The organism is Amycolatopsis sp. NBC_01488 (assembly GCF_036227105.1).
Classification (GTDB): Bacteria; Actinomycetota; Actinomycetes; order Mycobacteriales; family Pseudonocardiaceae; genus Amycolatopsis.
In genome coordinates this window covers 7,424,427-7,439,484 of sequence record NZ_CP109434.1, presented here as the reverse complement: position 1 = coordinate 7,439,484, position 15,058 = coordinate 7,424,427, and the positions used below count along the sequence as shown (strand labels likewise).

The following is a 15,058-nucleotide window of genomic DNA, read 5'->3' as shown; positions in this document are numbered from 1 at the left end:
CCCGGCTCGCCCGCGTGCTCCGGGAAGGGACAGGGCCATGGGTGAGTCCGGCATCGTCGGCCGTGACGCCGATCTGGCCGTCCTCGACGCCTTCGTCGACCGGGCCGCGAAGAGCCCGGCGGCGCTGGCGCTGTCCGGCGACGCCGGCGTCGGCAAGACGGCGCTGCTGGACGCCGCCGCCGGCTACGCCCGCGCGCGGGGCGTGCGCGTGCTGTCCGCGTCCGGTGCCGAGTTCGAGGCCGGTATCGCGTTCGCCGGGCTGCACCAGCTGCTGAGCCCGCTGGTGCCGGACGACGGCGCGGCCAAGCCCCTGGCCGTCGCGTTGGGCATGCGCGAGGGGCCGCCGCCGAGCCGCGCGCAGGTGACCGACGCCGTCGTGGAAGTGCTCGCCGCGGCCCAGCCGGTGCTGGTGACCGTCGACGACCTGCACTGGCTCGACCGGCCCAGCGCCATGGTGCTGACCGACGTCGTGCGGCGCCGGTCCCCGCGCCGCGCCGGATTCCTCGTCACGGTGCGGGCCGGCGACGCCGGTCTCGACGGCGCCGACGTCCACGAGGTGCGGCCGCTCACCGAGCAAGCGGCCACGGCGATCCTGCGGACGCAGTTCCCGGCGATGGCGCGGCACGTCATCGGCCGGTTGGTGCGCGAAGCGCAGGGCAATCCCTTGGCGCTGCTCGAACTTCCGGTCTCGTTGACCTCCGCCCAGCAGCGGGGCAGCTGCGCGCTTCCGGAGACGCTGACCTTGACCGAACGGCTGAGCGCCGTGTTCGCCGCCCGGGTGAGCGCGTTGCCCGCCGCGGTCCGGCGCACGCTCTTGCTGCCCGCGCTGGAAGATCGCGTGCGTCTCGACCTGGTCGAGGCGGCCGGGCGCGATCTCGCGCAGGCTGCCCGCGCGGGCTTGGTCGACGTCGACCGCGAGCACGGCCGGGTGGCCTTCCGGCACCCGTTGACGCGGTCGGCGGTCGTGGCACTGTCCACCAGCGACGAACGCCGGCAGGCGCACGCCGTCCTCGCGCGTCGGCTGCGCGATCGCCCCGACCGTTACGCCTGGCACCTCGCGCACACCGCCGCCGGCCCCGACGAGCACATCGCGGGGCTGCTGGAACAGGCGGCCGGCCGGACGCACCGGCGGGGCGACACGGCCGGGGCCGTGGCCGCGCTCCTGCGGGCGGCGGACCTGAGTCCCGCCGGCGCCGACCGCGGCCGCCGGCTCGTCGAAGCCGCCTACCTCGGTGCGGTGGCCGGCGGCCAGCTGCGCCGCGTCCCCCGGTTGCTCGACGACGCCCAGCGCGGGGACGCCGATCCCGCGCCCGCGCTGGGCAGCGCCGTGGCCGCCGCCCACTACCTGCTGCTCAGCGGCGAGGGCGACATCGAGACCGCGCACCGCCTGCTGACGGGCGCGCTGGAACTGCGCGAGGGCCCGTGGGACGTCGCCGTCGTCGAGGCGGTCACCACGCTCGGGTGGGTGTGCTACTTCGGCGGCCGCGCGGACTTGTGGGACGCGTTCCACCACGTCGTGGCGCGGCTCGGCCCGGATGTCCCCGCGCCGGTCGCGTTCGTCCGCGCGTTCTTCGGCGACCCGGCCCGGGCGGCGTTGCCCGTGCTCGGCGAGCTGGACGAGGCCATCGCGGCGCTGGACGACCGGGTGGCGCCGATCGACGTGGTGCGCACCAGCCTGGCCGGCATCTTCGTCGACCGGCTGGCCGCGTGCCGCGAACCGTTGCGGCGGCTGCGAAACCGGCCGGAAGCCGGTCACGCGGCCACCGTCGAGCTGCACACGCTGACCCTGCTGGGACTGGAACGGTTCCACGCCGGCGACTGGGCCGAAGCCCAGGTCCTCGCCGACGAGCACGTCCGGCTGGCCGACGACGGCGGCTACCAGCTCCTATGCTGTCTCGGGCTCTACCTGCAGGCGATGGTCGCGGCCGGCCGGGGCGAGGACGCCACCGTGCTCGACCGCACCAACCGCATGGTCGGCTGGGCCGCCCCGCGCGGCGCCACGCTGGTGACCCGGCTGGCCGCGCAGGCCCGGACGCTGGCCGCGCTCGGCCGCGGCGACTACGACTCGGCGTTCCGGCACGCGAGCACCGTGTCGCCGCCGGGCGTCTTCGCCTCGCACGTTCCGCACGCGCTGTGGTTCGTCCTCGACCTCACCGAGTCCGCGGCGCGCACGGGCCGGCCCGAAGAAGCGGCGGCGCACGTCGCCGCCGCGCGCGAAGCCCGGCTGGACGCGATCTCGCCGCGCTACCGCCTGCTTGTCCACGCCGCCGCGGCGATGGCCGCCCCGGACGACGAGGCCATGCCCGGGTTCGAAGCCGTGCTGGCGCAGTCGGACTTGGGGCAGTGGCCGTACGAGCACGCGCGCGTCCTGCTGGCCCACGGCGAGCGGCTCCGGCGAGCCCGGCTGAACCGGCAGGCGCGGACGCAGCTGGACCACGCCCGCGAGATCTTCGCCGGGCTCGGGGCCGAAGCTTGGCTGGCCCGGGCCGAGCGCGAACTGCGGCCGGCCGGTCCGCATCGCCCGGAGCTGCTCACCGCCCAGCAGCGCACGATCGTCCGGCTGGCCGCGGAGGGGCTGACCAACAAGCAGATCGCGCAGCGGCTGTTCCTGTCCGCGCGGACCGTGGGCACGCACCTCTACCAGGCGTTTCCGAAGCTCGGCGTCACCTCGCGGGCCGGCCTGCGGGATGCGCTGAGCCGGCTTCCCGAGGACGAGACGTGAGCCGCGAGGACCTGTTCGGGCGCGACGGCGACCTCGCGCACGTGCTGCGCTTCGTCGACAGCGCCGCCGAGTCCGGGAATGCGCTGCTGCTGCGCGGCGAGCCCGGCGTCGGCAAGACCGCGTTGCTGGACGCGGCCGCGGCGCACGCGCGCACGGCCGGCGTCACGGTGCTGCGGATCGCCGGGGCGGAGTTCGACGTCGAAGTGAGCTTCGGCGCGCTCGGCAAGCTCCTGCAGCCGTTCGCCGGCGACCTCGGCAGGCTGCCCGCGGTCCACTCGAGGGCGCTGACGGTCGCGCTCGGCCTGGGCAGGGGCGCCACGGCCAACCAGCTGGCGGTGTCCCACGCCGCGTTGACCCTGCTCACCAACGCCGCCGCGACGGGCCCGGTGCTGCTGGTCGTGGACGACCTGCCGTGGATCGACCGGGCGAGCGCACAGATCCTCGGCTTCGTCGCGCGCCGGCTGACCGGGACCCGGATCGGCGTGCTCGCCGCGGCCCGCACCCGCGATCTCCCGGACGTGGGCGGCCTTCCGCACCGCGACGTGCCGGCGCTCGGCGTCGACGCGGCGATGGCGTTGCTCGGACACCGCTTTCCCGCGATGCCCGCCCGCGTGCGCCGAAGACTCGTCGACGAAGCGAAGGGCAACCCTCTGGCGCTGCTGGAACTGCCCACCACGCTCAGCAAGCGGCAGCGTTCCGGCGCGGGCGCGCTCCCGGCCGTCCTGCCGCTGACCCAACGGCTGCATGACGCGTTCGCCACGCGGATCGCCGGGCTCCCGGACCGCGCCCGGGAACTGCTCCTCGTCGCGGCGCTGGACGGGGCGGGCGAGCTGCGAACGCTCCGGGCGGTCACGCCGGAGCCCGGCGCGCTCGCCGCCGCCGAGCGGCTGGGACTGGTCCACGCCGACCACAACCGGATCTCGTTCAGCCATCCCCTCATCCGCGCCGCGGTCGTCCACGAGGCGAGCGAGGCGGCCCGCCGGCGGGTGCACCGGCAGCTCGCCGAGGCGCACCGCGACCACCCCGGACGCCACGCCTGGCACCTCGCCGAAGCAGCGACCGAGCCCGACGAACACGTCGCGTCACTCCTGCAGAAATCCGCGCACGCGAACTTCCGGCGCGGTTCGCCCGTACACGCCGTCAGCGAGTTGCTGCGCGCCGCCGAGCTGAGCCCGACGCCGGCCGGACGCAGCACGAGGCTGGCCGAGGCCGCGTACCTCGGCACGGTCGTCACCGGCGACCTGCGCGACGCCGCACGGCTGCTGGAATCCGCGCAGCAGGCCGCCACCGAACCGTCCCTGGCCCTCGCCCTGGCGAGCGCGAACCACCTGCTCAACCGCGACGGCGCCATCGAGGAGGCGCACCGCCGGCTCGCCGCCGCCGTCCGGGCGGCGCCGGATCCGGCGGACGCTTCCGACAAGACACTCCTCGAAGCCCTGTACAACCTCCTGCTGGTCTCGGCTTTCGGCGGCGGAGACCTGAAGCAGTGGGACGAGCTCCACGCCGCGCTGGCGCGGCTGCGGCCCCGTCCCCCGGAACTGCTGGCGATCATGCAGGTGACTTTCGCCGATCCGGCGCGCGCCTCCGAGTCGGTGCTGGACCGGCTGGACGCCGCGATCACCGGGCTGCAGCACGAAGTCAGTCCCGCCCGCATCGTCCGGGTCGGCCTGGCCGCGTCCTCTGTGGACCGGCTGCCGTCGTGCCGGGACGCGCTCACCCGCGTCGTCGGCTACGGCCGTGACGGCGGCCCGATCGCCTCCGCCATCGAAGCGCTGTTCCTGCTGGGCACCGACGCATTCCACAAAGGACAGTGGGACGACGTGCTCGCCCGCGTGGACGAAGGTCTCACCCTCTGCGCGCGGCACGGGTACCAGCTCCAGGCGTGGCACGGCCGGGCCCTGCGCGCACTGGTCGCGGCCGCGCGGGGAGACCACGCCGGAGCCGGCGCGGCCGTGGCGGAGATGACCGGCTGGGCGGAGCCGCGGCACTCGGGACTCGTCCGGAACTACGCACTCCAGGTCGGGACGCTCGACGCGCTCGGCCGGGGTGACTTCGCTGCCGCGTACCGCTTCGCCACGTCGATCACCCCGGCGGGCGAGTTCGCCTCCCACGTCCCGCAAGCGCTGGCGACGCTGCTGGACCTGGTCGAAGCCGCGGACCGCACCGGCCGGCACGCCGAGGCGAGGGCGCACGCGGCCGCCGCGCGCGACACCGGCGTCGGCACGCTTTCGCCGCGCCTGGCCTTCCTCACCCGCGTCGCGTCGGCCCTGGCCGCGCCGGAGGGGGAGGACTGCCGCCTGTTCGCCGAAGCGCTCGACGCGCCGGGGCTGGACCGCTGGCCGTTCGACCTGGCGCGGGCCGAGCTGTACCACGGCGAACGGCTCCGGCGGACCAAGGCGACCGCGCGGGCCCGCGCGTCCCTCACCGCCGCGTGGGAGCGGTTCGAACGCCTGGGCGCCGAGCCGTGGGCGGCGCGGGCGAGCGCCGAACTCCGGGCCGTCGGGGCGCGGCCCGAGCAAGCCGACCTTGGGGACGTCGTCCTGACGCCCCAGCAACGGCAGATCGCGACGCTCGCCGCGGGCGGGCTCACCAACAAGCAGATCGGCGAACAGCTCTTCCTCTCACCGCGGACCGTCGGCGCGCACCTGTACCAGCTGTTCCCCAAACTCGGCGTGACGTCCCGGGCGACGTTGCGCGACGCACTGACGACCCTGGACGACGGCTGACAGTCATTTGACCGAATCGACGTCCGGCCCGCCCGTCCTAGTGTTCCCGCGTCCCAGAGTCCTCTTTCGGCAGCAGGAGATCCGCATGAGCACAGGTGTGCGCAACGTCGTCCTCGTCCACGGTGGTTTCGTCGACGGATCGGGCTGGCAGCCGGTCCACGACCTGCTGGCCCGGGACGGCTACGCGGTGAGCGTCGTGCAGAACCCGACCCTGTCCCTGGACGGGGACGCGGCGGCCACCCGGCAGATCCTCGACCAGCAGGACGGCCCCGCGGTCCTGGTCGGCCACTCCTACGGCGGCGCCGTGATCAGCGAAGCCGGCACCCACTCCGGCGTCGCCGCGCTCGTCTACATCGCCGCCTTCGCGCCGGACAAGGGAGAGTCGGTGAACACGCTGATCGCCGACCCGCCGCCCGGCGCGCCGGTCCCGCCGATCCTGCCTCCGCAGGACGGTTTCCTGTTCCTGGACCAGGAGAAGTTCCACGCGTCGTTCGCCGGTGACCTCCCCGCGGAGCGGGCGGCGTTCCTCGCCCACTCGCAGGTCCCGTGGGGCGTCGACGCCCTCGCCGGCGTGGTCAGCGAGCCCGCGTGGCGGGTCACGCCCAGCTGGTACCTCGTCGCCACCGACGACCACATGATCCCGCCGCCCGCGCAGCGCGCGATGGCCGAACGGGCGGGCGCGACGGTGACGGAGGTCGCCGGCAGCCACGCGATCTACGAGTCCCAGCCGGCGGCGGTAGCGGACCTGATCAAGCAGGCGGCATCGGCCGTCTGACCCGGTGGTCCCTGCCGCCTTGCCACGGCGGGGACCACATCACGCTCCTGCATGGCACAGCGAGATGCTCCGGCGCCCGATGGCCGGTGCGGCGGGTACGCCACCAGAACCGGCCGCGTCGGCCGTCTGATCCGGTGGTCCCTGCCGTCTCGCCGCGGCGGGGACCACGTCACGCTTCCGCGGAGCCGGACATCCGCTTGCGCCGTTGCCGCTCCAGGGCGGCGATCTGCCGGTTGGTCAGACCGGGCTCCGGCAACGGCGTCGGAGCGTCTCGCGCGGGTTGCAGGCTGTCCATGAGGAACCCGATCATCCGCCGGTAGAGGCGGGGGTGGCTCGGCCCGCCGAACTCGACCGAGGTCTGCACCGCCATCGACAGCAGCAGGAGATCCCCGGCCACCAGGTCGTCGCGCACCAGGCCGGCTTCCCGCGCTCGCCGGACGAGGTTTTCCAGGTGCTTGCCGGTCCGGTTGTGGCTGTCCTCCACCAGCTTCGCCAGCCGGTGCGGTGTGCGGGGGCGCGACCAGCCGAGCGTTTCGCTGTAGGACCCGCTCAGCAGCTCCCGGAAGCCGCGGTCGGGGGCGATGGTCGTGATGCAGTCTTCGAGGAACCCCGCGATCCCGGCCCACGGGTCCGGGTGCCGGCTGGCGTCGAGCGCCTGCTGCTCCGCCCGCGCGAACTGCGGCTCGTACACCTCGTGGATGAGGTCGTCCTTCGTCGCGAACGTCCGGTAGACCGTCGCGACACCCACGTCCGCGGCCTTGGCGACGTCGGCCAGCGTGGCGTTGCAGCCCTGCTCGGCGAAGACGTCCGCCGCCGCGGCGAGGATCCGGGCGAGGTTCTCCTTCGCGTCCCGCCGGGACGGTCCCGTCCGGGGCTTGGCGCTCGGCTCGGCTGCACTCGACTGGGACACGTCGGCGACTTTACCGGTCGCCGGCGGACGGCACTCCCGATCGTGGTCGCCGGCTGCCGTTAGCCTGGAGCCCAGGAGGTGCGTGGTGGCGGGTCGGGCGCGGAGCCGGCGTGGTGAAGGGGACCGGCTGAAGGCCGACGTCCTCGCGGCGGTGAACCGGCTGCTGGCCGAGTGGGGCGACCATGAGAAGCTGACGATGCGCGCGGTCGCCAAGGAGGTCGGCGTCGCCGCGCCCACCATCTACCTGCACTTCGCCGACAAGACCGAACTGGTGTGGGCCGCGCTCGCCGACAAGTACGAGCAGCTCGCTGACCCACCCCGAGCAGCGCGCAGCTCGTCGACGACTCGGCCAAGGTCGGCCCGGCCGTCGAAGAACTGCTGCGCTACCTGACGATCGTCCAATTCGGACTCGGCCGCGTCGCGAAGGAAGATCTCGAACTCGGCGGGCAGCAGATCTCGGCCGGTGATCTGGTCGTCGTCGCCATGCCGGCCGCCAACCGCGACCCACGGGCGTTCGACGCCCCGGACAGCCCGGATTTCGACCGCCCGATGACCCGGCACCTCGCCTTCGGCTACGGCGTGCACCAGTGCCTGGGGCAGAACATCGCCCGCGCCGAGCTGAAGACGATCCTGCCGCAGCTGTTCCGGCGCTTCCCGGACCTGAAGCTCGCGGTGGCGCCGGAGGAGGTACCGATGGACGTGCACGGCACCAACTACGGCGTGCGGAGCCTGCCGGTCACGTGGTGACGGCCGCCGCGGTGCACGCCTGACTGGTGGTCGTGAGTGAGAAACAGTGTTCTAACGCTGTTTCTCACTCACGACCACGGCGGCAGAGCGCGGAAGCCGGCCCCCGGCCCGGGTAGCCAGAAGCCGGGAATGGCGGCCAGCCGGTAGCGCGGATAGCCGCTGGCGTCGATGACCGAAGGCGGCCGGCGCAGGATCGTTGAGGAGTGACCACAACCCTCCGGATGCCGCGGGCCGAAGCCTTCAGCCGGCTGGCGATCGCTTCGGTCGCCGCGGCCTTCGTCGTGGTCGGCTATCTCACCACGGCGCTGGGCGGGCAGGTCGATCCGATCCGGGACCCGGTGAGCGACTACGAGTTCCACGGCGCCGGCGCGCCCCTGTTCGTCGCGGCCGTGCTCCTGCTGATCTCCGGCGGGCTGGCGGTGATCGCCGCGATGGGCCACGCGGACCTGCCGCGCGGCCGCGCCGTCCGGGTCCTCTTCGGACTGTGGTGCGCCGGCCTGTCGCTGGTCGCGGTCTTCCCCGCCAACCGGTCCACGGCCGACCCGACGGTGCCGGGGGACATCCACTGGTTCGGCGGCGCGGTGTACTTCACCTGCCTGCCGGCGGCCTGCTGGCTGCTGGCCCGGTCGCTGCGCGGGAATCCGCGCTGGAACCGGGCGGCGCGGCGGATCCGGTGGTCCGCGGCGGCCGGGGTGGTCACGGCGGCCGCGTTCGGGGTCTCCCAGTTCGCCCGGTCGCTGCCGGCCGGCCTGCTGGAACGGCTCGCGCTCGCCGCTGAACTCGCGCTAGTGGTCGTGCTGGCGCTCACCGTGCGGCGGCCGGCCCGATGACGACGCTGGTGGCGATCCTCCTCGCGGCGCTCGGGGCGTGCTGTTTCGCCGGTTCGGCGCGGTGGCTGCACAGCGCGGTCCGGTCCGGGAACCCGGGGGAGTCGCTCAGCGTCCGCTCGCTGGGCCACGTGCTGCGGTCCCGCCGCTGGCTGGCCGGGGCCGTGCTCGCGGTGGTCGGCGGCTCGCTGCACGTCGTCGCGCTGTCGCTCGCGCCGCTCGCGGTCGTGCAGCCGATCGGCGTGCTCGGCCTGGTCGTCGTCACCGGGCGGTTCCGGCCCGCGGTCCTCGGCGTCTGCCTGGGTGTCGGCGGGTTCGTCGTGCTGGCCGCCCGGTCGGGCGCCGGCTCCGGCGGGGCGATCCAGCCGGGTGCGACCCAGTTCTTCGCGCTGGCGGCGATCGCCGTCGCCGCGGCGGCCCTGTCGATCCACGGGCGGGCGCGGTGCGTCGGTCTGGCCACCGCCGCGGCCGTGCTGTTCGGCACCGGCTCGGCCCTGATCAGGGCCGCCACCCACGACCTCGCCACGGCGACCGGCCTCGGCCTGGCCGCTGAGTCACTGCTGCTGATCACGGCCGGTGGCTGGCTGGTCCACCAGGCCTACGCCGCCGGGCCACCGGCCGTGGTCGTCGCCGTCACCACGGTGATCGACCCGTTCACCGCGGTCGTGATCGGCCTGGCCGGTTACGGCGAAGCCGCACACACCACCCCGGCTTCGGCGATCGCGCAGGCCGGCTTCGCTGGGCTCGCGGTCGCCGGCGTGCTCGTCCTGGCGCGGTCGATCCCCGATCCGCGTGCCCCCGAAAGGACTCTCAATGACCGTGTCAAGCCGCGGCGGCCGTCGGCACCGGCGTGGGGGTGAATGTGCGTCCGTCTCGCAGCAGAGCCCACAGCACGTCGACCAGCCGCCTGGCCAGGGCCAACAAGGCCTGGGCATGGACTTGGCGTTCGCTGCGTTTTCGGTCATAGAAGCGTCGCGAAGGCCCCTCGGAATAGCTGAGGCTCGAGAGTGCGGCCATGTAGAACACCCTGCGCAGGCGCCGGTTGTAGCGCCGAGGTCGATGCAGGTTGCCCGAGACCCGGCCGGAGTCACGCGGAACGGGAACCAAGCCGGCATAGGACGCCAACCGGCCCGAGCTGGCGAAACCAGACAGGTCACCGCCGGTTTCGACGAGGAACTCCGCGCCCAGGCCGGGGCCCATGCCGGGCAGGGACTCGATGATGGCCGCCCACGGGTGTTGCCGGAATCGGGAGGTGATGAGTTTGTCAGTGTCCTTGATCTCGCGATCGAGGTCGAGCAGCTTGGCCGCGATGCGCTTGACCAGCATCGCAGTGTCAGCTTCGCCGGGCAGAGCCAGGCTTTGACGTTCAGCGGCGCCGATCGCCGCGGCCGCGGTCTTGGCAATGCCCGGCTTCCACGCCCCGTTCTCGGTCAAATGCGTTGCAACACCATCGATTCCGGCCTTGCGGATCTCGCCGGGAGTGCACATCCCGGCGACCAGGATCAACGGGGTCCGGCTCGAGTAGTCGAACGCGGCTTCCAACACGGGGAAGATCGATCCGAGCAGGTCGCGCAACCGATTGATCCCGGCCACCCGGTCCGACATCAGGTCGGCGCGGTAGCGGGTCAGCTGGGTCAGGCCGGCCACCAGTTCGTCTGGCATCGTGATCTGGGTCAGGTCACGGCGCATGCGGGCGGTTTCGGCGATCACCTTCGCATCCTTGGCGTCGGTCTTGGCTTCGCCCCGGAATCCATGAGTCATCGTGTTGACCACCCGGCCCGGCACATAGGTCACGGCCTGTTCGGCGGCCAGCAGAACGGTGATCAGCAGCAACGCCAGCGGACTGGTCAGATCGACCGCCCACTGCACCCGTTCGCCGGCTTGGCCGGCGCGAGCGATCAACGCCTCGATCGCGGCCTGGTCGTTGCCGAGTTTCTGGCTGAACACCGTCTTGCCGGTCTCGTCGACGGCGCACGCGTGATGCGTGGCCTTGCCGACGTCGATCCCGACCCAAACCACCGGGCGAGTCTTCACTCACCTGCTCCTGACCGTCGAAGTCGTTGCGCCCGTGGACCACCCCGCCGACAGATCCCTAAACAGCGACTACCCGCAACAAGCTCTCAATCAGCGGCCGGAGCGTCCCGCCGCGGTGGGGCAGCCAGTCCTTTCGAGCCTCAACAGAGGCAAACCGTCATCAGCTACACCCCACCGCTCTGGGCATCCAGGGCGTCAACCCCAGACACGACAACCTTAGGGAACCCGACATGCGCATCCTGCTCGCCGCCGACACCTTCCCCCCGGACGTCAACGGGGCCGCGAACTTCGCCGACCGGCTGGCCCGCGGCCTCGCGGCCCGCGGACACGACGTGCACGTGCTCTGCCCCGCCGAGTCCGCCACCCCGGGAACCGCAGCCGACGGTGTCCTCACCGTGCACCGGGTGAAATCCCGGCGGACTCCCTTCCACCCGACGTTCCGGTTCAGCACGCCCCGGCAAGCCGCCCGGGTGGCCGGACCGCTGCTCGACCGGCTCCGCCCGGACGTCGTGCACGTGCAGTCCCACTTCCCGGTGGGCCGGTCGGTGGTCTGGGCCGCGATCGAGCGGGCCGTCCCGGTGATCGCCACCAACCACTTCATGCCGGAGAACCTGCTCGGCTTCGTGCCGGCGCCGCCGCGGGTGCGGTCGTGGGCCGCGGCCGCGGCCTGGCGCGATCTGGTGCGCGTCTACCACCAGGCGACCGTGGTCACCGCGCCGACCCCGCGCGCGGTGGACCTGTTGGCCGACCAGGGTTTTCTCGGCAACGCCCGGGCGATTTCCTGCGGCATCGACCTCGCGCACTACGCGACGCGCCGGACCGTCGGCGGCACGGGCATCACCGTGCTGTTCGTCGGGCGGCTGGACCGGGAGAAGAACGTCGGCGAACTGCTCCGCGCGGTGGCCGCGGTGCCGGCGGCCCGGGCGGAGATCGTCGGCGACGGCTCGTGCCGGAAGGCGCTGACGGACGAGGCCGAGCGTCTCGGCGTGACCGGGCGCGTCCGCTTCCGCGGCTTCGTCGGCGACGACGACCTGCTGCAGGCGTACCGGGACGCCGACGTCTTCTGCATGCCGGGCACGGCCGAGTTGCAGAGCCTGGCGACGATGGAGGCGATGGCCGCGGGGCTGCCCGTGGTCGCCGCCGACGCGATGGCCCTGCCGCACCTCGTGCGGTCCGGCGTCACCGGGTTCCTGTACCCGCCCGGCGACGTCGAACAGCTGGCCGCGGCGCTCAGGTGGCTCGCCGGCAATGGCATCACGCGGGCGGTGATGGGCCGAGCGGGCCGGCAGGCGGTGGCCCGCCACGACCTCGCCGGCACGCTGGACGCCTTCGAAGACGTCTACCGGGAAGCGGCCAGGCTGCCCGCGGCACGGCCGCTGCTCGCGTCCTGACCACCGATCGGTCACCGTTCGTGCGGGGCACCGGCCGGCAGCTCGCAGGACACCGTCGTACCCTCGCCCGGTGGACTGTGCAGGGAGAACGACCCGCCCAGCGCCTCGATCCGGTCCTTCAGCCCGACCAGCCCCGAGCCCCGCAGCGGGTCGGCGCCCCCGATCCCGTCGTCGCGCACGCACAGCCGGAGCGTGTGCCCGGAGGCGTCGGCGTCCACCTCGACGACAGTGGCGCGCGAGTGCTTCGCCGCGTTCGTGAGCATCTCCGAGACGACGTAGTAGGCGCCCACTTCGACCGGCTCCGGAAGCCGCCGGTCGATCCGCACGGTCGTTTCCACCGGGACGGGGCACCGCCGTCCCAGCGCGCGCAACGCGGGCGGCAGTCCCGCGCTGGACAGCACCGCCGGGTGGATGCCGCGGGAGATCTCCCGGAGGTCGTCGATCACCCCGGTGAGACCCGCGGCGATCTCGCCGGTCTCGTCGCGGATGGCGGCGCACTCGGGCCGGGCCGCCACGGTGCGCAGCCGGAGCGCGAGCGCGAGGAGACCTTGCTGCGCGCCGTCGTGCAGGTCCCGTTCGATCCGCCGGCGTGCTTCGTCGGCCGCGGTGAGCAGCCGCGCGCGGGAGGCGACGAGTTCGGAGCGGCTCTGGGCGTTCGCGATCGCCGTGGCGACGAGGTCGGTGAACTCGCTCATCCGCTGTTCGATGTCCGCCGGCAGCGTCCGCTGCCCGGACCCGGCGGCGATCATGCCCCACAGCCTGCCGTCGACGTGGATCGGCACGGCGACCGCGGAGACGAGTCCCTCGCGCAGGTACGTTTCGCCACCCGGGACGTCGTGGTAGTCGTCGATCCGGGCGGCCCGCCCGGTGCGCCGGACGGTGGCGGTCAGCCCGGTCTCCGGGTAGCCCTCCCAGCGGTGCCCGACCTGCACGTGCGGTCCCGAGGTGCCTTCGTTGGCGACGATCGTCGCCGTTCCGTCGAGCTCGTACCGGATCATCCGGGCGGTGCCGCGGCCGAAGTGCCGGAGCGCCTCCCTGGTCGCGGCCGCGAACACCACCTCGGGTGCCGCACCGCGCGCGACCAGCTCGGCCAGGCGCCGCAGCGCGGCCTGGGTGTCCGCGAGTTCGCGCAGCTCGTGTTCGGCCCGGGCGTTCGCGATCGCCGTCGCCGCGAGTTCCGTGAAGTCCGCGATGCGTGCCTCGGTATCGGCCGGGAAGGCCGCCCGTGAGGTCGCGGCCACCGTCGCTCCCCAGCGGCAGCCTCCGACGACGATCGGCGCGGCGACCGCGGCCCGCAGGCCCAGCCGGCCGGTGATGGCCCCGAACGGGCCCTGCGCGAGCCGCTCGCCGTCGGCCCGGGCCGGGAGCCCGGTGCGGATGGCGGCCGTGGTGACCATGCCGGGCTGCGGGGCGATCCGGAACCCGACGGGCACCTCTCCGGCCACGTCGCCGTAGGAGCCCACGACGGTCATTTCTCCTTCGGGTTCCCCGGACGGGTGATCGACGCGGGCGACGAAACTCGCTTCGGCGCCGATCAGGTGGCCGAGCTCGTCGGCGACCGCGGTGAACACCTCGCCCGGCGTGGCACCACCCGCCACCAGGGTGGCCACCCGCCGCAGCGCCGCCTGTTCCTGGGCGAGCCGACGCAGCCGGGCGAGGTCGTCGGGCTCGGCGAGGGCGGATCGATCGACGTCGGCGCCGGCGTCGGGCGCGGTCATCCGTCCGACGGTAGTCCCGTGTCCGGTACGTCGGCAACGCGGCGCTCGCCACGTCGGCCCGGCACCAGCGTCGTTCCTACGCGGCTCGTAGCGCGGCACGGGCCTGGTCGGCGCTGAGCCGCCGGGCGGGGTCCTTGGCGAGCAGTCCTTCGATGACCGGGCGCAGCTTGCCCGCGTGCTTGACCGGAGCGGGCGCATCGGTGACGACGGCGGTGAACGTGGGGTGCGCGGAGCCCCGGTCGAAGGGCGGCCGGCCCTCGACCGCCGCGAACAACGTCGCGCCGAGTGAGTAGAGGTCGGAGGCCGGCCCGAACTCACCGCTGTCCACTCGTTCGGGTGCGACATAGGCCGGGCTCCCGGCGAACATGGCGGCCGTGGGGACGTCGCCGATGCCGCACGCGATGCCGAAGTCGGTGAGGACCACGCGTGCGTCGGCACAGAGGTGGACGTTGCCCGGCTTGACGTCGAGGTGCACGACGCCGGCGTGGTGCGTCGCCTCCAGCACGTCGAGCAGAGCCAGGCCGATCCTCGTCACCTCGTTGACGGGCAGCGGCCCCTCGGCGATCAGCGCTTCGCGCAATGTCCGGCCCGACAACGGTTCCATGACGATCCACGGGCACCGGTCGTCCCCGACGACGTCGTGGATGCCGACGGCGCCGGGGTGGCCGATCCGCGCGGCCGCGCGGGCCTCCCGGTAGGCGCAGTCCCAGGCCTCCGCGCGCATCGCCGCGGTGTCCAGGCCGTCCAGGATGATCTGCTTGAGGGCGACGGAGCGGCGCAGCACCTCGTCGTCGGCGAGCCACACCCGGCCCATGCCGCCGCGGCCCAGCAACGCCTGGAGGCGGTACCGGCCGGCCACCAGGCGCCCGACGGGCGCCTCGGCCCGGTACGCCCCTGCCGTGGGCTGCGTTTCGTCGATGGTGCGGTGCTGCGTGCTCATCCCTGTCTCGCTTTCGCAGAGCCGAAAGTCGCGGTGAACCGGGATCAGCGTCGCCTGCCGGCCGGCAACCGGCATCGCCGCCAGCGGCCGTCGTTCGCGGGCGCTGCCGGGAATCGGCCGGTTCCTGCTGGCAGGTAGCCGGGGCCGGGTGCAGCTAGCAGGAATTCGGCCGTCCCGGCCAGCCGGGGGGAGAGATGGCCGCTGGCGATGATGACGGTGCCATCGCGTGCGCGTGATTCTTGGGAAAGCATCACTACCATTTCCCGCA

12 protein-coding genes are annotated in these 15,058 nt (G+C 73.6%); 8 read left to right on the top strand and 4 right to left on the bottom strand.

The features are described 5' to 3' along the window. Positions 1–37 precede the first annotated feature (37 nt). The 3 genes from OG738_RS35030 to OG738_RS35020 all read left to right on the top strand — a co-directional run bounded on the left by OG738_RS35030 (position 38) and on the right by OG738_RS35020 (position 6,223). Positions 38–2,722, top strand: a complete 2,685-nt coding sequence (locus OG738_RS35030; protein ID WP_329047436.1) for an ATP-binding protein — start codon at positions 38–40, stop codon at positions 2,720–2,722. Beyond that, on the top strand, positions 2,719–5,448 hold the full coding sequence (locus OG738_RS35025; protein WP_329047435.1) for an ATP-binding protein: 2,730 nt from the start codon (positions 2,719–2,721) through the stop codon (positions 5,446–5,448). Before OG738_RS35030 ends, OG738_RS35025 begins: the two co-directional genes overlap by 4 nt. Before the next feature lie 85 nt (positions 5,449–5,533). Beyond that, on the top strand, positions 5,534–6,223 hold the full coding sequence (locus OG738_RS35020) for an alpha/beta fold hydrolase (RefSeq protein WP_329047434.1): 690 nt from the start codon (positions 5,534–5,536) through the stop codon (positions 6,221–6,223). Between the two features lie 169 nt (positions 6,224–6,392). Here the strand turns inward: OG738_RS35020 and OG738_RS35015 are convergent, their stop codons facing one another. After that, a complete protein-coding gene (locus tag OG738_RS35015; protein ID WP_329047433.1) occupies positions 6,393–7,133 on the bottom strand; it encodes a TetR/AcrR family transcriptional regulator in 741 nt (246 codons plus the stop codon). Positions 7,134–7,218: 85 nt separating this feature from the next. On the opposite strand from OG738_RS35015, the gene OG738_RS35010 reads away from it, so the two are divergent. From OG738_RS35010 to OG738_RS34995, 4 genes are all read left to right on the top strand, one after another. Next, entirely contained in the window at positions 7,219–7,524 is a 306-nt protein-coding gene (locus tag OG738_RS35010) for a TetR/AcrR family transcriptional regulator (protein WP_329047432.1), read from the top strand. Then, positions 7,509–7,880, top strand: coding sequence for a cytochrome P450 (locus tag OG738_RS35005; protein ID WP_329056930.1), 372 nt, complete (start codon positions 7,509–7,511; stop codon positions 7,878–7,880). The genes OG738_RS35010 and OG738_RS35005 overlap by 16 nt, the downstream gene beginning before the upstream one ends. A 203-nt stretch (positions 7,881–8,083) precedes the next feature. After that, positions 8,084–8,710: a DUF998 domain-containing protein gene (locus OG738_RS35000; protein ID WP_329047431.1), complete on the top strand. Its 627-nt coding sequence runs from the start codon at positions 8,084–8,086 to the stop codon at positions 8,708–8,710. Beyond that, positions 8,707–9,567, top strand: coding sequence for a hypothetical protein (locus OG738_RS34995; RefSeq protein WP_329047430.1), 861 nt, complete (start codon positions 8,707–8,709; stop codon positions 9,565–9,567). Before OG738_RS35000 ends, OG738_RS34995 begins: the two co-directional genes overlap by 4 nt. On the opposite strand, the gene OG738_RS34990 is transcribed toward OG738_RS34995, so the two are convergent. After that, positions 9,530–10,741 (bottom strand): IS110 family transposase, encoded by a 1,212-nt coding sequence (locus OG738_RS34990; protein ID WP_329045958.1) that lies wholly within the window; start codon positions 10,739–10,741, stop codon positions 9,530–9,532. The genes OG738_RS34995 and OG738_RS34990 overlap by 38 nt on opposite strands. Positions 10,742–10,971: 230 nt before the next feature. Between OG738_RS34990 and OG738_RS34985 the strand changes: the two genes are divergently transcribed. Beyond that, positions 10,972–12,132, top strand: coding sequence for a glycosyltransferase (locus OG738_RS34985; RefSeq protein ID WP_329047429.1), 1,161 nt, complete (start codon positions 10,972–10,974; stop codon positions 12,130–12,132). A gap of 11 nt (positions 12,133–12,143) precedes the next feature. Here OG738_RS34985 and OG738_RS34980 read toward each other — a convergent pair whose 3' ends face one another. Together OG738_RS34980 and OG738_RS34975 are read right to left on the bottom strand one after the other, a co-directional pair. After that, positions 12,144–13,850 carry a GAF domain-containing sensor histidine kinase gene (locus tag OG738_RS34980; RefSeq protein ID WP_329047428.1) on the bottom strand — a complete coding sequence of 569 codons (1,707 nt, stop codon included), beginning with the start codon at positions 13,848–13,850 and terminating at the stop codon, positions 12,144–12,146. A 76-nt stretch (positions 13,851–13,926) separates the two neighbouring features. Then, a complete protein-coding gene (locus OG738_RS34975; RefSeq protein ID WP_329047427.1) occupies positions 13,927–14,790 on the bottom strand; it encodes a serine/threonine-protein kinase in 864 nt (287 codons plus the stop codon). Between the last annotated feature and the right edge of the window lie 268 nt (positions 14,791–15,058).